This is a genomic window from Shewanella xiamenensis (genome assembly GCF_024971755.1).
GTDB lineage: Bacteria > Pseudomonadota > Gammaproteobacteria > Enterobacterales > Shewanellaceae > Shewanella > Shewanella xiamenensis.
In genome coordinates this window covers 489541-512758 of sequence record NZ_CP079718.1, presented here as the reverse complement: position 1 = coordinate 512758, position 23218 = coordinate 489541, and the positions used below count along the sequence as shown (strand labels likewise).

Here is a 23218-nt window from a genome sequence, read left to right as displayed (position 1 = left end):
GAATGATAAGGAGACATCTAGTGAAGAAGGCAGGCATTTTACTGCTTAGCTTACTCATGCCTTTCAGCACGGCATTTGCAGAAGCAAGCAAACCACTCTCAGTCGAATTACTTTGGCAACTCAAACGCATAGGTAGCCCAGTGGTGTCATCCACGGGCGAGCATATTATTGCGCCTGTGACTGAGTACGACCTTAAGGAAGACAAGGGTTCAACCCAACTGTGGCGCTTCGACGGTGAAGGTAAAAATAACCGTGCGATTACCGCCAAAGGCTTAAAAGTCAGCGAGCCGGTGTTTTCGCCAGATGGTAAAACCTTGGCTTTTATCAGCGAACGTAACGATGATGACGCGGGCCAAATTTACCTGTTACCTATGGATGGCCCAGGTGAAGCCAGCAAACTCACGGATATCCCCACCGGCGTCAATGGCATCAAGTGGGTTGGCAAGCATTTGTATTTTATTAGCAATATCTTTCCTGAACAGAATTGGGAGCAAATGAAAGCCCAGCTCAAGACAGATAAAGATAATAAAGTCTCCGCCCGCCAGTGGAATGCACTGCCCTATTCGCAGTTCGATCATTGGTTAGATGAGCGCCGTCAGGCCCATGTATTTAGGATCCCTGCCACAGGCGGCGCGGTTGAAGCCGTGACTCAGCCTTTAGGCCATGAACTGCCACGCTCAAGCCAAAGCAGTTCAAGTTATGATATTTCCCCCGATGAACGCTTAATCGCCTTTAGCGCCTATGGTTCTGATAATCGGGTTGATCCTAAGTTAGATTTGTTCCTCGCCACCATCGGCGGCAACAAGGCTGAAAACATCACTCCAGAAAACCCCGCGCCGGATCTCAATCCATCCTTTAGTCCTAACGGCAAAACCCTGGCCTTTACGCGCCAAAAAATCCCAGGATTTTATGCCGATACCGCAAGGCTAATGCTGCTGGATGTAAGCAGTCGCAAACTCACCACGCTCACCGCGGATTGGGATCGCTCAGTGTCTGACTTCAACTGGACACCCGACAGCAAGGGCTTTTATGCCAGCATTGATGATGCCGCCACTAACCGTATTTACCATATCGATGCCAAGAGCGGTAAGGCCAAGGCCATCACCCAAGCTACCGACTTTAGCCAGCCTGCTATCGCTAAAGATGGCCAGTTGATTGCGACCAATCAAAGCTTCTTGTATCCCGCGCGTTTAGTCAGCATCAATCCTCGCAATAGTAAAACCGAGCGTTTAGAACAGTTTAACGACGATATTTTAAAGGATGTCGATTTAGGCAGCTATGAGTCGGTCACCTACAAAGGTTACCAAGGCCAAGACATTCAAATGTGGGTGCACTATCCTCCCGGGTTCGACCGCAGCAAAAAGTATCCGCTGTTTATGTTAATCCACGGCGGTCCGCACAACGCCATTAGCGATGGTTTCCACTACCGCTGGAATGCGCAAACCTTTGCCTCTTGGGGTTATGTTACCGCGTGGCCAAACTTCCATGGCTCTAGCGGTTTCGGACAAGAGTTTGCCGATGCCATTAACCCAGATTGGAAAAACAAATCCCTCGAAGACGTGCTCAAAGCCGCAGACTGGTTTAAGCAACAAAGTTGGATCGATAGCGATCGTATGGTTGCCGGTGGTGCCAGCTATGGTGGCTACTTAACCTCGATTATTTTAGGCCAGCCGCATCCCTTCAAGGCGCTGCTAATCCACGCCGCGGTATACGACATGTATTCACAAATGTCGGCGGACTTTGCCGTCCACAGCACCCGCTTTGGTAACTACTGGGATAATCCTGAGCTGTATAAAGCCATTTCGCCCCATTACTTTGCCGCCAACTTTAACACTCCAACCTTAGTCAGCCATGGGCAACTCGATTACCGCGTGCCTGTCGGCCAAGGTTTTGAGCTGTTCCGTACCCTGCAAACCCGTAATGTTGAATCGCGGATGATTTATTTCCCCGATGAAAACCATTGGATTATGAAGCCCAACAACTCCATCTATTGGTATAACCAAGTGAAAGATTGGATGGCTCACTACGCCAAGCCCGGTGCGCAATAACATCTAGAATCTAGAACCTAGAACCTAGAACCTAGAACCTAGAACAGAAAAACAAAAGGTCTGCACTATGCAGACCTTTTTATTGGGCGAAATAGACTAACGCCAGTGGTTATTGACCAAAACCCACCGCATTAATATCAACGGTTTGCACTTGGCCATACTTGGCCGCGATAGGCGCAATCTTGCTGGCGTTGCCGATCAGCACAAACTGTAAGTCCTTTTGCGGGAAGTAAGTTTTCACTAACCTTTGGGTCTCTTCTAAGGTTAAACCGTCCACTTTAGCTTGGAACTCGTTGATAAACTTATCATCGAAGCCGTACAGATACATGCCAGATAAGAGTCCTGCCAATTGGCCCGAGGTTTCAAACTTAGGCGGGAACTGACCTTTAACATAAGCCTTAGCCGAATCAAGAGTCGCTTGGTCGACGCCTTTCTCCCATAAGCGAGCATAGGTTTTCAGGGCTAAATCAATTGCTTCTTGAGTGGTTTCCGTCTTAGTGAAGGTGCTAATGGTAAACACACCTGCATCGGTATAAGGACTAAAACCAGAGCGAGCACCATAGGTTAGCCCCGCATTCACTCGCAGCTCATCGTTCAGCCAAGAGGTAAAGCGACCACCTAAAATAGTGTTCACGACCGTTAGCCCCACATAGTCTGGGTTATCACGGCTAATGCCTAAACCACCAATAACAAAGGTGGTTTCCATCGCATCTGGCTTATCCACCAGCAGCACTTTGGCCTGAGTTAACTTAGGTAAACCTTGGTTTAAGTCGGGCTGAACGAGTTTTTCGCTGCCTTTCCACTGGCCAAAAGTCTGAGTTAGCTTGGCCTTCATCGCCGCCACATCAAAATCCCCCACCACTGTTAATGCGGTATTGGCGGGTTGATAGTAGCTTTTATGGAAGGCGCGCAGCTGCGACACTGTGACTTGCTCAAGTGACTCACGATTACCCGATGAGGCATTACCGTAAGGATGAGCACCGAACACCAGTTTGTCGAAGTAACGACCAATCACGGCGCGCGGGCTTTCTTTATCCTGCTGTAAACCCGCAATGGCGCGCTGCTTAAGCTTGTCGAATTCTGCTGAATCAAAGTCTGGGCTTAATAGCGCGGCGCTGAATAGGCCAAGCATCACATCGGTATCTTTCGCCATAAAATCGGCGGCCAGATAGCTACCTTCTTTATCGGCTTCGGCCCCTAAGCTAGCGCCGAGAAAATCCACTTGTTGCTCAATCTCGGCCTTGGATTTACCCGCCGCGCCAAGGAGTAAACCTTGGGCGGTCATTTGGGCGATACCTGCTGTGGTGTCGTTTACCGCCCCTGCACGCACGACCGCGTTTAGGGTGATCAACGGCACTTCGCGCTGTGGCATTAAATACACGGTAAGGCCGTTATCTAGCACTAACTTGTCGTAACTTGGCATGGCAAAGCTGCCGGTATCGACGCGTTTGGATGCAGTGGTGGAGGCGCAGCCGGATAAGGCTAAGCTAGTGCCTAGGGCCAATGCGACCACTAACTTCGTCGGTTGCCAAGATGATTTGACAAAGGATGATTTTACAAAGGAGAGTTTCATTGCCATCGATTTCATTGAGAGTTCTCCTCGTTTGCCGCCAATACCGCGACCGTGCGATTCGATTTGCGTAAATAGGTTTGGGCAACACGTTGGATATCCGCAGGCGTTACCTTGTTATAGGCCTCTGGCGCATTAAATAACTTGTCGTAACTGCCAAAATACATTTCATAGGTGCCGATAGTGTTGGCCTTACCATTAATGGTTTCCATCGCGCGGTAAAAATCCATCAACTTGATATTTTTAACTTTATCTAGCTCTTGCTGGCTAACGCCATTGGTCGCAATGGCATCGATTTGTTCAATCAGCGCCCGCTCTAGCGTCGATGCTTTCATCTCTGGCGTAGCTACACCCATGACGTAAAAGAGATTGGGATCGACCGACATCGGCATATAGGTTTGCGCTTCTAAGGCCACTTGTTTATCCACCAACGCTTGATATAAACGCGAGCTATTGCCTTGGCTTAAAATCGAACTTAATAAATCCAGCGCATAAAAATCTGCGTGAGTCGCTGCCGGAATATGGTAAGCCAGCATCACATTAGGCGTACTGACCGAAGCTTTTTGAACGAAAGTACGGCGCTCACCCTTTTGCTCAGGCTCCACGGTACGCACGGCCTTTGGCGGTGTTTGCGCAGGAATAGGCGCAAAGTACTTGTCGGCCAAGGCTTTAACTTGGGCAAGCTTCACATCACCCGCAATCACCACGACCGCATTGTTTGGCGCGTAATAGGTCTTATGGTATTGCACTAAATCTTCCAAGGTCCAAGCGGCGATATCCGATTCATGACCAATCACTGACCAAGAATAGGGATGCGCTAAAAAGGCCACGCCTTTAACTTCGCCTTCGAGGGTATTCCAGTTAGAGTTTTCAAGCCCAGTCGAACGCTCCGACTGCACCACGCCGCGCTCGCTTTCCACCATAGCGGGATTGATATCTAAGTTGGCGATACGGTCAGCCTCAAGGTCGAACATGGTTTCCAGCGCATTGGCTGGGAACCAGTCGGTGTAAACCGTCATATCCTCTGTGGTATAGGCATTGTTAGCCCCGCCCGCAGCTTCCATGGTACGGTCGAACATCTTAGGGCCGTATTTTTTCGAGCCGTTAAACATCATATGTTCGAAAAAGTGTGAAATACCGGTAATCCCCGGGACTTCGTTACGGGAACCGACTTTCCAAAATAGATACATGTTGGCATTGGGAATAGAAGAGTCCTCTAGCACCATGATTTTCATGCCGTTATCTAGCGTGAAACTCTTAATATCTTCTGCCGTGGTGGCCTGTGCTTGGCTTAGGGGATTAAAAAGTCCCATCGCCAATACCAGCGCCGATAGCGTGCGCTTCATCTTGTTCGCTCCTTGCTGTAAAAATTCACATAAGAGGGCATATTGATTAACAAATCAAGGGCGAAAAGATCTTCCCGCCCAATTTTTTGTAAGCTCAAGTTATACCGAAAAGCTGACGGAATAAGGCTTAAGCGGTTTATTGTGCCTTCAGTGCCGTAAGGGCAACCTTAGTCATGGCCTCAACACCAACTTTTAACGCGCTTTCATCCACATAAAATGCGGGCGAATGGTTACTGGCCGCCTTTTCAGGATCTGTGCCCTTTGGTGTCACCCCGAGGAAGAAAAACATCCCAGGAGACTCTAAGGCATAGAAGGAAAAGTCCTCGGCACCTGTGATTAATCCTGGCTCAATCAGCATCTTATCGCCGACCACGCTGGCAAGCGCGGGGCGCATACTGGCGACCAATTCGGGATTGTTCACCACTACGGGATAACCTTGATGGATTTCGGTTGTCGCGGTGGCGCCTAAGGTTTTTGCCGATAACTCGGCGATTTCGGCCAAGCGCACCTTAATATCGGCACGCATAGGCTGGTCAAAGGTGCGGATGGTGCCAATCAACTCGACTTCATCAGGAATAATATTCGAGCGAATGCCACCATTTACCGCGCCAAAACTCACCACGGCAGGCGCTTTGGTAATATCCACCTGACGACTGACAATAGTTTGCACATTGGTAATAATTTGCGCCGCGGCCACAATAGGGTCGACACCATTCCACGGACGCGAGCCATGGGTTTGGCGACCTTTCACTTTGATCGTAAAGGAATCTTCACTCGCCATAGCAGGGCCACTACGCACCCCAATCATGCCGCTTGGCATACTCGAGGTCACATGCATGCCAAACACTTGGTCGGGTTTACGCTTGGCAAATAGCCCTTGTTTGAGCATTAATTCCGCGCCGCCCTCTTCGCCATCTGGCGCACCTTCTTCAGCAGGCTGGAAGATAAACATCACATCGCCGGCAAGGCTATCCTTCACTTTCACTAAATTCTCGGCCACGCCCATCAACATAGCCACATGGGTATCGTGACCGCAGGCATGCATCACCCCAACGGTTTGACCGCGATAGGTATCCGTCGCTTTAGAGGCAAAGGGCACATCGACGACTTCGGTCACGGGCAAAGCATCCATATCAGCGCGAATCGCAATCAAGGGACCGGGTTTACCGCCCTTTAACTTTCCGCCTTTCAAGATAGCAACAACGCCTGTATGGGCGATGCCCGTTTGTACTTCTAATCCGAGGGATTTCAGATGCTTTTCGATAATCTTGCTGGTGCGAAACTCGCGGTTAGATAACTCAGGATGCTGGTGCAAATCACGGCGCCAGTCGAGCACCTTTTGCTCCACACTCGCCGCCAACTTAGCCGCATCGGGCTGCGCCGCATAGGCAGAACTTAAGCCTACACCCATTAAACTCAAAGTGACGATGGAAGCCAGTAAGCTCTTGGTCAGTTTAGATGGACTCACACCGAATGAACTCACATAAGGTGTAAATGATGTAGCTACAGAAGATGTTGATAAAGCGCGCGATACCGAGGATACAGTCATAGCGATAACCTATTGTTGTTTTTATAAGCTATCTAAACTACACGGACATCACAGAATTGTTAATAGTTTTAATAGCAAGGCTTGTAACGAAGAATTAATGTGGGATAAACACATCATTTATGGCCGATGACAATCCATACTTGGACGCATAAAAAAGGGCCTCCGTTAGAAGGCCCAAAGACAAGGTACTACTTAAAGGTGAAGTTTACTTATTAACATTCCATTTTTGACGTGATGCGGCCATCAAGCCAAGCATCAGGATGGCAAGCCAACCCAAGCTACCGCCATCGCTCTCTTTAGTCTCTTCAACAGGTGGTGTTGGAGGCGTAGTTGGTGGCGTTGGCTCCACACCATCAGAGTTCACGACTAAGTTAAAGCTCGTTTGCACCATGTCATTTTGATAAACCTTATCAAAGGCTTTCACTGTGACAGTGGTTGTACCGTGCCAATCTTTTTCGGGAGTGATGGTGACTTGGTTACCATTAACAACTGAGGAGATATGCGCGCCTGTGACTTGGATACCATTAGCGGTATTTTCTTTATCTTGCACTAGCACCTCAAAACTGATGCTGGTGTTTTCGGCAACAGACATATCGCCTAAAGCACCGATTGCAAGGTTTGAAGGCACTTTGAGGCTTCCGCTAGAGGTCATACTATTGCTGCCAGTGTAATCACTTTTAGCAATAATCTGCAGATCTTGACCTACCGCTTTGGCGCCCACACGGGCGGAGAATGATACTTCAATTGCCGTTGCTTCCGGTCCAGTGTAGTTAGCACAGACCACTAAGCCCTCTGCAATTTTCTTATCCAGATCGTTAAAGGCAAAGCCATCACCGATATAACCATACGCAGGGCCAAAGGTGCCACGCGGTCCATGGTAACCATGTAAACCAATTGAACCTAAGTGCGCTTTGTTACCGGTTAATTTGTCATAGGCAAAAATAAACTCATGTTCACCAGGGGCAAAATTAAGCTGAGTTGAGGCTAATAGCTCAAAACTGTAACGGGCATCGTAGTCAGGATCATGGTTAATACCAAAGGCAAAATCCTGACGCATATTGTCCCATTCAACAATCAGATAACGTCGGTCATTGGTAACAGCAAGCGATACGCCGTCCATGCTTTCGGTATCCAAATTATATTCTGGGATGGTAACACCATCTCCACGCCATAACGGAGCAATCACAGTATCGGGGAAATATTGTCCTTCCATTGGGTAATGATCAGCCCAGAACAGTGGTAGTTGATCGAGCTGAATAAAGCCACCAGGAGAAATGCTTAAGGTATCTTTGTGTGAATACTCTTCTGGATTGTTATACAACGGGATACGATCAATACCAAAGGTACTTAATGGCACGGTTACCGTTTCATTCACTCGACCAGCAATCGCCGCTTCAGGCGTGATTCCAGCCTCGGTAAATAAATCCAAATAATAAGGATTCGAACCGATAGGAATTCGACAACTCTCATCGGTCTCGCTCGTGGTGAAGAGATATTGACGTTTTTGCGCATTACTCGCCTGCTGCATCGCTTTCAGGGTGATTTGCTGTGCAGCAACAGTCAGACCAGCTTTTAGATCTTGGTTATTGCTGGTCGCTTTTAACGTGTCAGGCAATAATTGCAAACCTTCGGGCAGTGTTAAGGCAATATTCACATCGCGCTCTAATCCGAGTAGGTTTGGTGCCATCACCATCTTGACCTCAACAACATCGCCTTCTTTGGCTTGTTGTTGGCTGGTCTTGATACTGACATCATTGCCCTCATGCACTAAATGCACGGCCATTTTGCCAATGTTGCCAACGTTTTGCGCACCATTACCGACTTCAACCAAGCCGTATAAGCGATCACCCGCTTTACTGCCTGTGACAGACCAGTTCATTTGCAATTGGTAAGGATCGATACCATTGGTACTTGCTGGCCCTGTTACATTCAGTTGCTTAGTATCAGTGTCGGAAATAATCGCCAGACTCGCTTTAATGCTGTCTTTGGTATCAATCTCGTCTCCCCATGGGCGCTTAAAGTTACCTAACATCACCCAGTAGCGGCCTGGCGTTGGATCATTGATCGCGCAATAGTCGGTAACATCGGTATAGGAGTAACAAATCGCCTCGTCATACCATTCCACTTTGCCGTTGCTATTCAAGTCCATACCAATATCTAAAGACGTTGATGCGGCATTATCTGCAGAGACTTCTTCCCATACGATGCGGCGAGTGCCTTCTGGTACGTCAAAGAAATGCACCGAAACACCCGGATTATTTTCCAATGTTTCAGGCTTTGTAAAGTCAACATAGGCGGCATTAAGTTTGTGCTCTGTGACTGCACCTGCGGTTAAGCCGCTCACTTTGACATTTAGCTCGCTGATTTCTTTGGTCATCAACTCAGGTGTTAGCATAGTACCAGTATCGCGGTGGATTTTTCCTGCGACAATTTCAGGCAAGCTAGAGCCAGTAAAACGTGCCATTACGGGCAAGTATTGATCTGGCAAACTGGCGTCCGTCGGTTTCAGGTCAATTTTACCAAACACTTCGTTTGAGGAAGAGTTAGCGTTGACAGAGGTTACATCGAGGATTTTCGCGGTCACCATAATGCTTTGTTGCTCACCCGCTTTTAACTTAATCTTTTGCGGATAAACACTTAACTCAAGGAAAGGCGCGCCTTCTGTGGTGATTTCCGTCGCACTCACGTTCCACTCGCCATCAGTCGTAGCAGTAAAGGTACGCATCCAAGTGCAGCTACTTTTACATTCCGCATTGACTAAGTAAGGCACGTTTAACGCGGTTACATCACCGCCTTCCATCGGGTTAGCTGCGCGATAATTGTCACCGTTTTCATCCATCACCAGACCTGCTTTTACGGCTCTAGCAACGTTAATCACTCCGCTACCCATATCGTAGAAAGTTGCATCCACTAATTTTGGCGGATTATCGTAGGTTGGAGCTTTACCTAACACGGCGGTGGTCATCAGTGCCGACTGAATCATCGCAGGCGTCCATTGTGGGTGCGCTTGGGTTAATAACGCCAAAGCGCCCGCCACATGTGGACCAGACATGGAAGTACCACTAATGGCTACATAATCACTCGGAGAGGGATACAAGCTAAAAGGCATTTCGTCAGAATAAGCAGCAAATACGTCAACCCCAGGTGCCGATACGTTGGGCACCATTACATTGGGGTTAGTGCTACTTGGACCACGGGAGGAGAAGTCAGCTAACACATCGGCTTCACGCTCAGTGGTGATAATCTTACCCGCGGTGATAGTGACTTTAGGCTCTGTAGCGCTAGCAACCCATTCCACTAGCTGATTGCCTGATGCCGCATCGATATGCATTCCAGGGATAGGGAAAGGGTTCAAATTTAGGCTATTAGCGCCAGTACCATCATCAAATGAAATGGCGTTATACAGGATCACGCCACCCGCGCCACCCGCTGCAACGTTAATCCCTTTTTGTACTCGGCCATTCTCTCCACGCTTACAAATGACAACATCATCACTTTTAAAGGTGCCTGCGGGGAAGGGTTGTAAGCAGAGAGGATCATTGTGAGCCGCTGCATCAACTAAGTTACCTGTGATATCACCTGTTACGGCATAACCAGTCATATCTTCAGGAGCATTTTCCCCCACAAAAGACAGTTTGCCTTCAACAGGTTCAATTTGGCGTCCATGGGTACTGGCGGCAACAGATGTTAACCAAGGTGATACATGGTCGATATAACCTGGCCCGTAACGTCCCCAGTTACCCGCCGAGGCGGCAACAGAGATCCCTGATTCACGGGCCGCTAAAAACGCCATTTCAACCGCATCGTACCAAGGTAGATGTTCAAGTCCACCGATGGAGAAGTTGATCACATCAACACCGTCGATAATGGCATCTTCAATCGCAGCGACTAAGGCATCGCCAGGACAACCACCGTAGTTTTCGCCGTAAGAGCCGCCACCGGGATAGCACACTTGATAGGCAATAATGTTGGCCCTTGGGGCAACGCCTGAAATTTCGGGGAAGACTAAAGAGGTATCAAAACCATCTGATTTTTCATCAGTTCCATTGAGTTTAAAGGGCACATTGTAGAGCACGTTACCCGCAACTGTACTGGCTGTGTGTGAACCATGACCGTTGTAATCTTCACCATTGGGTGGGCGTTTATAATCCACTTCCCACGGTGGCAGATCGGGTTGGAAAATCGGATCTTTATAGGTATCGGTAATCATATCGTAGGAACGAACACCGATAAGCTTGCTGTTACACATCAAAGGATATTCTTGGCAATCGCCCAGATAATTGCCTTCGCCTAATGGGTTGACGTGCTTATAACCGTCTGCCGAAACTGCGGCAAAAGAGGGGTGATCTGAGTTAATCCCAGTGTCGATAATACCAGCAATAATGCCCTCACCACGCATCGCAACGCCGTCGGGAGTGCTCGTGCCCTGCCAAATCATATCAGCGCCAATATGCTTAGGGCCGACATCGGTGAATAATTGATATTCCTTCGCCCGAGTCACCGCTTTAACATTGGGCAGCTTAGCTACTTCAGCGGCTTGCTCCTGGGTTAACACCATGGTCATACCGTTTAGTGCCACATTAAAGCGACGCTTTATTTCAGCATCTGGTGCAACACGCTTGATTTGGCTAGCGGTTTCATTCTGAGAGCGCGTTAAAAAAGCTTGGTAGTTTTTAACGGTTTTGCTCTTTAAATCGATTGTCCCAAAACGCTCATTAGAACGTATTGCGGGCTGATTGCTACGAGGCGACGTGGCGGCAAACTCAGGTCTCTCACCCTGATAAAGTGAAACAGGAGCATCCATTAATTGAATAATATAGGTATGCGTTCCATCAATGTCCTTTTCCCATGCAAATGGCGCCTTATTGCTACTCCCATTTACAGCGCGATGGACGTTCATACCAATTTGACCCGGTCTATTAGCGCGATTCAAAGCCGGATGGGTTGGTTTATTTTTATTGGCTAATATTTGTTCGGGTGCCAGCTTGATACCAATAAGTTTTTGCTCGGCTTGGTTCCTATCTAAAGGATTGGCAACTAACGTCCCTATTCCGGTCGCATATAGCGCCGCAAAGGTCATTATGCTGATCTTCTTCAATTTCATTACTCATTCCTTGTTAGATTTATGTTGCAAATTTGTTATTTGCAGAATGAATAGTTACCGTCAGCAATACTTTAAAGCCAATGCATTTTACGTATCAGTTGATGACAAAAAACTATACGAGAACAGAGCCAAATAATTAAAAAATCAAAACAAACACTTACTCATAATTGTTAATTATTCATATGAAGATAAAGATACAAATTGTCACCAACGTCTACTTGTCGATACTGAGCCACAAGGGTATGTTGCACATATGTTGTAATTACTTGACAAATAACTTGTGATTGAGTTTAAGCATCTTAAAAATTTCCAGATTTTAGCCAAAGAACGTAATTTTCAAAAAGCTGCCCAAAAATTAAATCTTGCTCAACCTTCATTAAGCCGAAGCATTCAACGACTCGAACATATACTGGGTACAGAGCTGTTGCTGAGGGGAAATCAATCAACTTCTTTAACCCCTGCTGGGGAGCTCGTTCTCAGCCATAGTCAGCATATTTTGCAAAACGTCGAAGCCCTTCGAAAAGAATTACACTATATGCAGGGTAAGAGCAGTGGCTATTTATCAATAGGTGCAAGCCCTGTACCGGCAAATACCATTCTAGGGCCGATTCTCGGACGTTTTTTTGAGCAATACCCAGACATTCATATCGATCTCGAAGTTGGTACCTGGCAACAACAACTGGAAAAATTGCTACGCGGAGAACTCACTCTATTAATTACTGATGTTGAAGGTGAGATTATTGGCCACGAAAGCTCGATACAATCCTTTAATTTACCTTCTTTTGAAGCGGTTTTTTGTACCAGAGCTGGACATCCGTTGACGTATTTAGATCGTTTAACCCTAGAAGATATTCGCAAATATCCACTCGCGATACCCAAAAACTTGCCTTATGGCGTCAGTGAACAATTTGGCGATCTGTTTAATAAATATCGCAATGACTTTTCTGGATTATTACATTACGATTCTTTCCCGCCGATAAAAGGCGCACTATTACACTCTCAAATTGTCGCATTAACACCACAAATCACCTTATTTGATGATGATATTAGGCATGCGGTACGAGTGATAACCCCCATCGACATGCCTAAACTAAACGTATTTTTTAGTGTGGTAATGCTTAAAAACCAAATCAGTGCTCCCGCAAAACGCCTTTTAAGTTTGCTACTTTAAGTGATATTTGGATTTACTACGGAAGATACAGCGCCACTGACATTAAAATGAGTATAAAAATGAGTATAAAAATGAGCATTCAAAACAAGATAACTCTCGATTAAGCTATAGATAATTTTTAGCCATTCATTCTGTCAAATATAGATTATTCACCTTGGCCTTTCTCATGCTGCCTGATTGCAATCGTATTTAAACTTTTAAGCAAGATTAAATACGCTAAGCTGATCTCAATCACCATCACACTAAAAAACCAATATGATGAGATTACTCGGCATTTTATTTATACTGTTAAGCTCAAGTTTCAATGTATATGCGCAATTACCGCAAGTAAGCGCTGGCAGCATTGAGCGACTCACCAGTTACCCTTCGGCATTTGTCCCTCCTCGAAATATCGATATTTGGTTACCCGCGGATTACGATAAACAGCAACGTTATGCAGTGCTATATATGCATGATGGTCAAATGCTATTTGATGCGACAACAAGTTGGAACAAACAGGAGTGGCAAATTGACGAGGTGGCATCGAGACTCATCAAAGCAGGAAAAACTCAACCTTTTATCGTGGTTGGAATCGATAACGCCGGCGCAAATCGCCACAGCGAGTACTTTCCACAGCAGCCCTTTGAAAATCTGTCCCAAGCACAACAAACTGCACTCTATCAATTACAACGCACTAAAAACCAAGCGCTATTTAGCCAGCAAGTATATTCAAATCGCTATCTTAAATTTCTAGTGACAGAACTTAAGCCCTATATCGATAGCCATTACTCTGTTTATACAGATGCCGCCCATACGTTTGTCATGGGATCGAGTATGGGCGGATTAATTTCACTATATGCGATCAGCGAATACCCTCATATTTTCGGTGGTGCGGCTTGCCTATCAACTCACTGGCTAGGTACGTTTGAACAGCAAAACAACCCTATTCCGACTGCATTTTTTAACTATATGCAGCAAAAACTCCCCGATCCTTCGACACATAAACTCTACTTTGACCATGGAACGGCCACTTTAGATGCTTGGTATCCACCATTACAAGCTCAAGCAGATAAGATCATTAAGGCGAAAGGTTACACAAGTCAGAATTGGCAAAGCTTAACATTCGAAGGTGCCAAGCATAGTGAACACGCTTGGGCGGCAAGGCTAGATATCCCACTTATCTTTTTGCTCGCTTTAAAATAGCAATGCCCTCTTCAATTATTAAGGGCTAATCGCCAACCTTCAGGCTGGGTATCTTTGGGACAAAACTGCGTTAGCTCACTGCGAATGCCAAATAGCAACGTTTAGCCAGTAAACAAGATTAGGCTTTTCAGCTTCACGGCTTTTAACTCTCCATCACTTTTAAGCATCATTTATAGGCCAAAGCTCAAAAGCTACGACAGCTTTTGTCGCTGCTATTGATTAATATACGGATATTCGAGCCTAAGCCTATAACTTATCAATTTACATGCAGCCTAATTTTCAGCGTCAAGTGACCTTACTCAGCTTAATCCCGCGTGCTCCGCGCAAAATTTCGGTGAATGAATTAGTCGAGAGACTAGCAAACCGCACGCAAGATATCAGTAAGCGTTCAGTGCAGCGAGACCTCAAGGCGATGTATGAAATGGGCACCTTTGGCTTGCGCCTCGATGACAGAAACAAGCCCTATGGTTGGTCAATTGAATCTTGCTGGCGTGGCCTTAATCTGGAGTTAATGGATCAACATATGGCGCTGGCATTAACCACCTTAAAGCGAAGTGCCAGCCAGTTGATGCCGCCACAAAGCTTGCAACAACTGCAACCCTATTTCGAGCGGGCCGATCAAGTGCTAGCTAGCGATCCTGAGAATCCTTGGCTTTATTGGGCTTGCCGAGTTGCACAGCTCCCAGAGCCTTATCCCTTTATCCTGCCGCAGCACGAACCTAAATCCCTAGAAGTGATACAACAGGCGATTTTGGACAAAAAGCAAATTAGCTGCGATATAAAAAAACGGATCAATGGCAAAATGCATTGGCTGCATTACAACCCAATCAATCCACAGGGAATTTTAATCCGTGACGGTGTAGCACTGCTCGCCTTTACGATTGGCCGTTTTGATAAACGCCGCCATCATAAACCAATAGGTTTACTGCGTGATGCACAGTTACTCTCAACTCCTGCGGTGGCGAGTACAGATTTCGATATTAATAAAACCGCCCAAGGTCTAAGTGGTGAAAAAATTCACCTCGAATTACTGTTCGCCGATCGGGCAAGTTTTATCATGCGTGAAGCTAAATTTAGTGAAAACCAAACCATGCAATTACGTGAGGATGGGCGCTTTTATGTAACGGCTGAGGTCAATGACACCCCAAAACTTCGCGCGGTGCTATGGGAAATGGCCGACACCGTTGAGGTATTAGCCCCAGCAAAACTGCGGGAGCATTTTGCAGCCCTAAGCCAGAAAATGTATGCCAAATATCTTTCTGCGGTTTAAGTGTTTGATGCGACAAGTCTAGTCGCTACTCAAGGTTAGCTTTAAGAGATAACAGCTAATCGTGAGAATCACCATGTTTGAACTTATCAGTGAAGGATCCGCTAGCACTATGCCCAAATTAACCGTGTTGGGTGTGGGAGGCTGCGGCTGCAATACCATTAATCAACTCAGCCACGCCAATCTGCCGCCAAGCGTCGAACTGGTCTCGGTCAATACCGACGCGCAAGCCATGGCGGCCACCAGCAGCCACGCCCGCATTCAAATTGGCCCGCAAACCACCAGAGGCTTAGGCGCTGGCGCTAAACCTGATGTCGGTTGTGCGGCTGCGATTGAATCGGCCCAAGAATTAAGTCAGCAAATGCAGCACGCGGATATTGTATTTCTGACTGCGGGTTTAGGTGGCGGAACGGGCACTGGTGCACTTCCACAGGTCGCAAGACTCGCCCGAGAACTATTGAAACCCGTTATCGCAGTCGTCACTACGCCCTTTACTTTTGAGGGTCAACATAGAGCGGCCAATGCCGAGGTGGGATTGCAAGAATTACTGGAGAGTGCCAATGCCGTTATCGTACTCCCCAATGACAAGCTGGCCGAGGTGCTCGGGGCCAAAGTCACCTTGCTCAATGCCTTTAAGGAGAGCAATAAAATTTTGCAAGATGTACTGCTTGGGCTTGCCAATACCATCAGCCAAGCAGGGCTCATCAATATTGATTTAAATGATTTTATTTCCGTCATTAGTCGCCAAGGCCGCGCCGCTATGGGGGTGAGCGGCCTTGAGGCGGATGACGATCTGGTCTCGGCCGTTAAACGCGCTATGCAACATCCCCTGCTCGATAATATCCAGCTAAATCAAGCGCAAGCTGCGATTGTCAGTGTGGTAGCCAAAGACACCATCGAACTCAGTCAATACAACCAAATCGGTGCGACAGTGCATGAGCAATTACCCAAGGATGCGCTTGTTATTATTGGGCTAACCATAGATCCTGAACTCGAGTCAGAGCTTGAAATCATGGTGATTGCCACGGGAATTGGATTAGAGCAGACAGCAAAGCCTGATCCTGTGCAGATTGTTGATGATAGCTATATCAATGTGCATGATTTTATTAAGCGTCCAGCCTTACCTTTACCCGAACCAGCACAATCGAAGTTTGATTTAGACAAGTTGCAAATCCCAACTTATCTGCGACAGCAAAAGCCTCCAACGCATTAGTGGGCTTGGTGCAAAAACACCACGTCTTTATCTATCACTTCGAGCCGCCAGCCGTAATGCTCGGCGAGCCATTGAAAGGTGGCTTCGGAGTAAAAGTTAATATGAGTGGGATCATTTTTATAATGCCAAGCGCTAAATGCCGTGGGATTAAGCACTCGCTTGGTCATCACGGCCAAAATGCCTTGAGGTTTGATCATCCCCTTCAACAGAGTCAGCAAAGCATCGGCATCACTCACATGCTCAATAACTTCGGTCAGGGTAATAAAATCGTATTGCCGAGTCAGTAACTCGGGGTGGTTAGCGTAATAAAGATCGTAGTTCTCGACCCGATAACCCCGCGCTTTGGCCATCAGACTTAAGACTTTGCCTTCACCACAACCAAAATCGAGCCCTAACGCCGATGGAGTAAAGCGAGTCAACAAAGGAGCGAGAGTTCTATCTAAAAACTGCTGATAACCGAGGTCCTGAGGGTGATTTTCGTGCTTGTCATATTCGGCTTTTTCAGCTTCATAGCTTAGATAAAACTCGGTGGGGACACTCACCAAAGCACAGCGCTGGCATTGTTGGTAACAACGACGTTTATCTTGATGATAAGCCACTAAATCGGTGCTATGGCACAGCGGACAGGTATTCAACAGCAGTTCCTAAAAAGTCGTAAGGCAAACGGCAGAGATTGCCTTTAAATAGATCGCGATTAACAGCTAAGGTTTAGGGATTTTACGCTCTTTGGCCGCAGCTTCCTTGGCTTCTTGCAGATATTTTTGCTCACGGCTTTCCCTTTCATCAAATTGCTTTTGCGCCTTGAGCTTTTGTTGCACTTCCCAATCCTGCGGATTGGTTTGCTGTTTTATTGTTTCTTCCCGTGCTGAGGTTGTTTTGGCTGCTTGGCGCGCCTTTTCAAGTTGCAGTTGTTCAATCCGCTCAGAGTCGATACGCGCCTTATCAGCCCTTTGCTCCAAGGTTAACCGAGGTTTGGGTTGTTCAGCAGCATGCGCCGCGGGCAACACTGCGGCGAGACACATACCTAAAACGATAGTTTTGACTAGTCTTTGCATCCTACACCTTCTCTAGAGTCCTTAATTCACAAATGGCCAGGCCAAACTGAGCCTGCATGGCAAAACATAGCATAAAACATTATTTTGCCGTGATGAGTTAGCATGATTTTCGCTGAAGTAAATCAAATGAACCTATCTTAAACTGTTATTTTTTAATTTATATTTGAGCAAAACATCGATTCGGTTTATTTTTAACCCCATATGAATGATGTACGATTTGATATAAACAAAAACTAAGGGAAAGGATGTGACCTTAATCTGTGTCACCAAGGGAGTATCCTAATGATTCGATGGCAGCACTTGCTAAATAAACTCACAACAGATGATCCGCTGTTGCAAGAGAAAATCTCTATTTGGCGAGCCCATCCCCATAAAACACCCCTCGCGCTGATCCAAGGCTTTAGTTTTATTAGCGCAAACAGTGCCACCTTAGACTACTTTGGTACTGAATATGACACCTTTGTCAATGCCACACCTTATGATTTTTCCCCTAGAATTCAATCATCTGGGCGTAACAGCGTTGAATTTGCGCGGGAGATGATCCTTGAAGCCGTCTCGGGGGTTAATGTCGAATTCAGTTGGCTCCACCTTAATCATCAAGGGAATGAACTGCCCACCCGAGTAAACCTCTATCGTTGTTATTTACAGCAACAACCTGTTGTACTGGTCGAGTTACAAGCATTAAACCGTAGAACTCAAGTCAGGCCAGCCATTGCCGATGGTTTTGCCCATATCCCGAAAGAAATCCTCTCGACGACCTTGGAAGAAAGTGCCGAGGCCGTTTATATCACCGACACCGACAATAAGGTATTGGCGGTCAATAAGGCGATGTGTCGTATTTGTGGCTATAGCGCGGAACAATTAATCAATAAAACGCCCGATTTTTTAGAAGCCAACCCGCTTAATTTCAGTGAACAAAGCGAGTGTTTGCAGGCCTTAAAACAGCGCGGGTTTTGGCAGGGTGAAGCCTTAAAACAACGCTCAGATGGCAGCACGTTTCCCGCATGGCAAAGTAGTCGGCGCATCGCTGCGGATGGCATTCAATATCATGTGAATATCTTTAGTGATATCAGCACCAAAAAGCTGCTCGAGACACAACTTACCACCCGCGCCATGTATGATACGTTAACGGGGTTACCAAATCGTTTTCATCTTAAACAGATACTTAATGGCGCACTTGAGAAATTAAAAGACGATCCTCTCGCCCTCGGCGCACTGATGTTTTTAGACCTCAACGGCTTTAAAAATATCAATGACAGCTTTGGCCATTCAATGGGCGATAGAGTATTACAACTCGTTGCTGCCCGTTTAGAAGCGGGTTGTATCGAAAAAGCGGATATTGCCCGTATGGGTGGGGATGAATTTACCTTAGTGCTACAAGATTGTAGTTGTAAGGAAGAAATCCAAGAGTTCGCAGAGCAAATTTTAAGTTTATTCGACAGTCCGTTCGAAATCGAAGGGCAAAAGTTTTTCCTCGGTACCAGTATTGGTATCGCGCTGTTTCCTACACACGGTGATCAGGCTGGCCAACTGATTAGTTTGGCCGACACCGCCATGTATTGCGCAAAGAAGAACCAGCCTCATTTAGTGTTTTATGATAAAGCGATGAGCCAAGCCGCTGAGCTTAAATTAAAACTCATCAATAATCTCAGGCATGCCCACAGTTTAAAGCAGTTTAAACTCGCCTATCAGGCCATTGTGGATTTGCACACCAACACCCCCATTGGTGCTGAGGCACTACTGCGCTGGCAAAAATCTCCCAGCGAGCACTATGAGGCAGCTGAGTTTGTGCCTTTATTGGAGGAAACGGGACTCATTGTCAGCATAGGACAATGGGTACTCGAACAAGCCTGCAAGCAAGCATCACTATGGCGCGCACAATATCAGCCCGATTTTAAGATTTCGGTTAACGTCTCTCCGCTGCAATTAGAGCATGTAGACTTTGTCGGCCAAGTCGTCAGTGCGCTGGAAATGGTCGCCCTACCCGCTGAAGCCTTAATTTTAGAAATCACCGAATCTGCACTGCTACGCCAACCAGAACAGGCTCGCTATACGCTAGAACGTATTAAAGCCTTAGGTGTAGGCATTGCCATTGATGACTTTGGTACTGGCCTTTCTTCTTTAAGCCGCTTAGGTACCTTGCCCATTGATAGTGTCAAGATTGATGCTGAGTTTGTTCTACGTTTGAACGATGTATCAGGCCAAAAACTCTGCCATGCCATTGTGCAATTAGCACAGGCGCTCAACATTCACTTTGTGGCAGAAGGCATTGAGACACAACAGCAAAAAGACATTATTACCCATATGGGACAAGGCTTTGCCCAAGGCTTTTTATTTGGTTATCCAAGTTATGTTGAGCAGTTTACTCAGTCCTATTTAGCCGAGAAATACATTGCTTAAATAGAGACGATTAAAGGCGCTTAAACACAGTGACTGATTGTTTATTAAGATAATATAGATTGGCTATCGATAGGCTCGATAGCCCTGCCAGCACACCATAAAATATGGAATCACTCCCCTGCAAAGCAATTGGCTGGCAAAGCTATCTCATCATTTGCTGTGCAAATGAATCGTCACTATTAAACCTTGTTTTACGTTACGTTAGCGTGATCTGAATAAGATTTTAACTATTTTAATTCGTACAGAGTCTCAAAAATGCAAAAAATGAAAATCACTTGCCGCAATTCTAAAAAGTGAAATTAATCATAGCGCAACCTAACCTCTGCGGGCATCGCCTGCAATCGCATCGCAACCATAGCATCAAAGGCGACCAATAACGGGTTCACATCTAAACCCTCATCAAGCGCTTTTAACATGTAAGCACACGCCTCCAAGGTTGAGAGACTATCGCTGCGGCTTGATTTGCGGATCTTGTATCTTGACGTATAGCCTTCGGCCAAATGCACTGCCGGAAATTGTGTTAACCATGGGTTTAATTGCAAGATTTTAAAGGCTTTGCGCCAGGTTCCATCGATTAATAGCAACACACAATCAGCGCATATAGACTGACTTTCAACACTCGCGCTCTGCTCAGAGGGATATACAAGATAAACAGGGCGCTGACATCGGCTTAATTGCTCCCGCAGCGAGGCAAAATCCGCTTCAGACTCACCCACATACACTTGAGTATTGGGTATCACTAGGCTTAACACCCTAACACTATTCTTTTTATGTTCGACTTCAGAGGGATGCTGTAATACCAACAGCTGCGTCTGCGGTTTTATCTGCTGTACATGGGAGCATAAGCACGCATTGATTGGATAACAGCAAGTAGGGCAATAATGGCGGCTCAAAGCGCGTTCTCGATAAACAATTTCTAGCAGTATAGCAGCTTGAATTATCCCTAAAAAATGCCCGTAGCTATGGTCAAATAAGCTACGGGCAAAGGGTGTTTCTTTAATTAGCCGTTTAGGGCGTATTAATGTTCTGCGGCTAATTGCTCTTGGTGCCAGTGGTCGAATCGGCTTAACGCCATCATTGACAGTAAGCCGATAGAGAAAAATCCCATCACTAACGCCACCGCATAGGGTGCAGTCAGGCTTGTTTGCTGCACTAGGCCTGCGATCACTGATGCGCCACTCATTTGGATAAAACCTAACATTGCCGTTGCCGTTCCCGCTCGCTCGCCAAAGGCAGAAAGCGCCATACTGGTTGCTGGGCCTAACAAGAATGCAAAACCAATACACAACAACATCATAGGCAACATAAAGGCAAAAGCAGCAGCCATTCCTACACTCGGGCCAAAGGCTTGCGCTGTGACAATTAATATCGCCGAGAGCACCAGCAGTGCTAATGCGAAGATCGCGGTGGGACGATTACCTAATTTACGGATCACTACTGGCGCAACAAAACACGCGGCAATATTGACCAATGCATTCAATCCAAATAACCCACTAAAGGCCAGCTCGGATACCCCTAAATGGCCAATAAGCCACACGGGTGAGTAGGACACATAACTTAAAATCGCCGCCATAGCTGACATACAAGCAAAAGCATAAAACAAGAAATGGGTATTGCTCAGCACCGGCTTATAACGGCTCCAACGATAAAGAGGGCCAGTACTAACGGTATTGGCTGGACGAGTTTCGGGTAGACGATAGCCGACCAAGAGCATCATTAAAATCGCGTACAAGGTCATAAATACAAAGGTTGATCGCCAGCCAAACTGCATGGCCAATAGACCCCCTAAGGTTGGCGCCAGTGCAGGGATCACGCAGATAGCCCCATTTAAGTAACTGTAAATCTTGGCGCCTTCTTTTGGTGAGTAACAATCGCGCACTGCACTAAAGACCACAATAGAGGTCGAACAGGCAGCCAAACCTTGTAATACCCGGGCAATTTGTAACCAATGGAATTCAATCGCGGCGGCCGCAAGCAAACTGCTGGCGCCATATAACAACACGCCAAAGAGTGCCACAGGGCGACGACCATAACGGTCTGCTAATGGGCCAATCAATATCTGCCCAACGCCCATAGCAAATAAAAATAATACCAGTGTCGACTGCACTTCGCTGGCAGATACGGCGAACTCTGTCGCCATGGTGGGCATAGAAGGTAAGTAAATATCAATTGCCAATGGGCTGAGTAGCACCAAAGACATCAAAATAGGTAACAGATTGCGCCGCATAACATGTATCTCGGTTTAACAGTAAAAGGTATTTCAGTGGGCGGTAGTTTAAATAACTCAAGGTATGAACAGAAATGGTATAATTTCCAAAGTGAATTTCCTTTGAGGAATATCTATGAATCTCGACAACTTAGCCAGAATCGACCTCAACCTACTGGTGATATTGAAGGTTTTGCTCGAAGAGCAAAGTGTCACCCGCGCAGCGAGCCGATTACATATTAGCCAGTCGGCATTGAGCAAGAGCTTGAATCGCCTGCGAGAAACGTTAGATGATCCCCTATTCCAACGTACTGCCCATGGCCTAAAACCCACAGCGCATGCGCTCAATATTGGACAAAAGCTGCCGAATATTCTGCAGGACTTATATCAACTGACTCAGCCACCGACGTTTACTCCAGCCAGCAGTAATAGGCAGTTTTCCTTTGCCATGGTCGAAAGTGCCTACGAAACCTTGATCCCCTATTTTATAGGTCCACTATTAAATAGTGCGCCCAATATCAAGCTCGATTCCTATGTCTGGACCGAAAAATCTATGCATGACTTGCAGCAAGGGCAAATTGACTTTGGGATTTCAGGACGGGATCTACACCCACTCTCAGATTCACACACTGACCGACTGCCGGAAGGCATTGCCTGCCAAACCCTGTTTACCGATAGACAGGTATGTTTGGTGCGCCAAGCTCATCCCTTGATGGCCGCTCTCACCTCGCCCCAATGGGATTTATCCTTGTACTTAGAGATGGCGCATGTGCAAGTGCGCTGTGAAGGGAGTGATTGGTGGACGCTGGATTATTTTCTGGCAGACTTAGGGCACAGGCGCAAAATTAGCACCACAGTACCAGATTTTTATGGCGCGGCGAGTGTTTGCGCCCACAGTGATTTGATTTTTACCTTACCTTCTAGCTTTGCCCTACATGCCTGTAAACTCTATCCATTAAAGCTGTTGCCTTTACCCTTTGAGTTTATGCCAATGGCCTATGTGTTACTGTGGCATCAACGCAACGATGAAGATCAAGGCCATAAATGGATGCGCGACACTATCTGCCAAAGTGTCGAAAAGCTGATGCTGCCGCAGGGTTAATTGAG

The 23218-nt window shown here is 46.6% G+C and carries 15 protein-coding genes; 7 read left to right on the top strand and 8 right to left on the bottom strand.

From position 1 onward, the window contains the following. The first annotated feature begins 20 nt into the window (after positions 1-20). A complete protein-coding gene (locus KXJ80_RS03345) occupies positions 21-2048 on the top strand; it encodes a S9 family peptidase (RefSeq protein ID WP_218737822.1) in 2028 nt (675 codons plus the stop codon). Between the two features lie 109 nt (positions 2049-2157). On the opposite strand, the gene KXJ80_RS03340 is transcribed toward KXJ80_RS03345, so the two are convergent. From KXJ80_RS03340 to KXJ80_RS22405, 4 genes are all read right to left on the bottom strand, one after another. Continuing rightward, positions 2158-3621, bottom strand: a complete 1464-nt coding sequence (locus KXJ80_RS03340; RefSeq protein ID WP_375164134.1) for a M16 family metallopeptidase — start codon at positions 3619-3621, stop codon at positions 2158-2160. An 11-nt stretch (positions 3622-3632) separates the two neighbouring features. Further along, complete coding sequence (locus tag KXJ80_RS03335) at positions 3633-4964, bottom strand: M16 family metallopeptidase (RefSeq protein WP_218737820.1); 1332 nt, start codon at positions 4962-4964, stop codon at positions 3633-3635. A 136-nt stretch (positions 4965-5100) separates the two neighbouring features. Then, positions 5101-6513: an amidohydrolase gene (locus tag KXJ80_RS03330; RefSeq protein WP_218737819.1), complete on the bottom strand. Its 1413-nt coding sequence runs from the start codon at positions 6511-6513 to the stop codon at positions 5101-5103. Between the two features lie 205 nt (positions 6514-6718). Then, the gene (locus KXJ80_RS22405) at positions 6719-11617 is read right to left on the bottom strand and encodes a S8 family serine peptidase (protein ID WP_218737818.1); all 4899 of its coding nucleotides are present in this window, start codon (positions 11615-11617) and stop codon (positions 6719-6721) included. A 280-nt stretch (positions 11618-11897) separates the two neighbouring features. Here KXJ80_RS22405 and KXJ80_RS03310 point away from each other — a divergent pair, with 280 nt between their 5' ends. The 4 genes from KXJ80_RS03310 (at position 11898) to ftsZ (ending at position 16450) form a co-directional block, all read left to right on the top strand. Further along, entirely contained in the window at positions 11898-12788 is an 891-nt protein-coding gene (locus tag KXJ80_RS03310) for a LysR family transcriptional regulator (RefSeq protein WP_218737817.1), read from the top strand. 255 nt (positions 12789-13043) lie between these two features. Beyond that, positions 13044-13970 (top strand): alpha/beta hydrolase, encoded by a 927-nt coding sequence (locus KXJ80_RS03305; protein ID WP_370687109.1) that lies wholly within the window; start codon positions 13044-13046, stop codon positions 13968-13970. A 265-nt stretch (positions 13971-14235) separates the two neighbouring features. Then, positions 14236-15240: a helix-turn-helix transcriptional regulator gene (locus KXJ80_RS03300; protein WP_218737816.1), complete on the top strand. Its 1005-nt coding sequence runs from the start codon at positions 14236-14238 to the stop codon at positions 15238-15240. A gap of 109 nt (positions 15241-15349) precedes the next feature. Next, complete coding sequence (ftsZ, locus tag KXJ80_RS03295; RefSeq protein ID WP_256929830.1) at positions 15350-16450, top strand: cell division protein FtsZ; 1101 nt, start codon at positions 15350-15352, stop codon at positions 16448-16450. Here the strand turns inward: ftsZ and KXJ80_RS03290 are convergent. Both KXJ80_RS03290 and KXJ80_RS03285 read right to left on the bottom strand, forming a co-directional pair. Continuing rightward, positions 16447-17085, bottom strand: a complete 639-nt coding sequence (locus tag KXJ80_RS03290) for a class I SAM-dependent methyltransferase (protein WP_055647307.1) — start codon at positions 17083-17085, stop codon at positions 16447-16449. The genes ftsZ and KXJ80_RS03290 overlap by 4 nt on opposite strands. 66 nt (positions 17086-17151) lie before the next feature. After that, on the bottom strand, positions 17152-17505 hold the full coding sequence (locus tag KXJ80_RS03285) for a hypothetical protein (protein WP_037426688.1): 354 nt from the start codon (positions 17503-17505) through the stop codon (positions 17152-17154). 282 nt (positions 17506-17787) lie between these two features. Between KXJ80_RS03285 and pdgA the strand changes: the two genes are divergently transcribed. Beyond that, on the top strand, positions 17788-19905 hold the full coding sequence (gene pdgA / locus KXJ80_RS03280; protein WP_218737815.1) for a putative bifunctional diguanylate cyclase/phosphodiesterase: 2118 nt from the start codon (positions 17788-17790) through the stop codon (positions 19903-19905). Positions 19906-20204: 299 nt separating this feature from the next. Here pdgA and KXJ80_RS03275 read toward each other — a convergent pair whose 3' ends face one another. Together KXJ80_RS03275 and KXJ80_RS03270 are read right to left on the bottom strand one after the other, a co-directional pair. Further along, on the bottom strand, positions 20205-20798 hold the full coding sequence (locus KXJ80_RS03275) for a tRNA-uridine aminocarboxypropyltransferase (RefSeq protein ID WP_037423561.1): 594 nt from the start codon (positions 20796-20798) through the stop codon (positions 20205-20207). Between the two features lie 125 nt (positions 20799-20923). Continuing rightward, positions 20924-22132 carry a multidrug effflux MFS transporter gene (locus tag KXJ80_RS03270; RefSeq protein ID WP_218737814.1) on the bottom strand — a complete coding sequence of 403 codons (1209 nt, stop codon included), beginning with the start codon at positions 22130-22132 and terminating at the stop codon, positions 20924-20926. A 115-nt stretch (positions 22133-22247) separates the two neighbouring features. Between KXJ80_RS03270 and KXJ80_RS03265 the strand changes: the two genes are divergently transcribed. Continuing rightward, a complete protein-coding gene (locus KXJ80_RS03265; protein WP_218737813.1) occupies positions 22248-23213 on the top strand; it encodes a LysR family transcriptional regulator in 966 nt (321 codons plus the stop codon). The last annotated feature ends 5 nt before the right edge of the window (positions 23214-23218 follow it).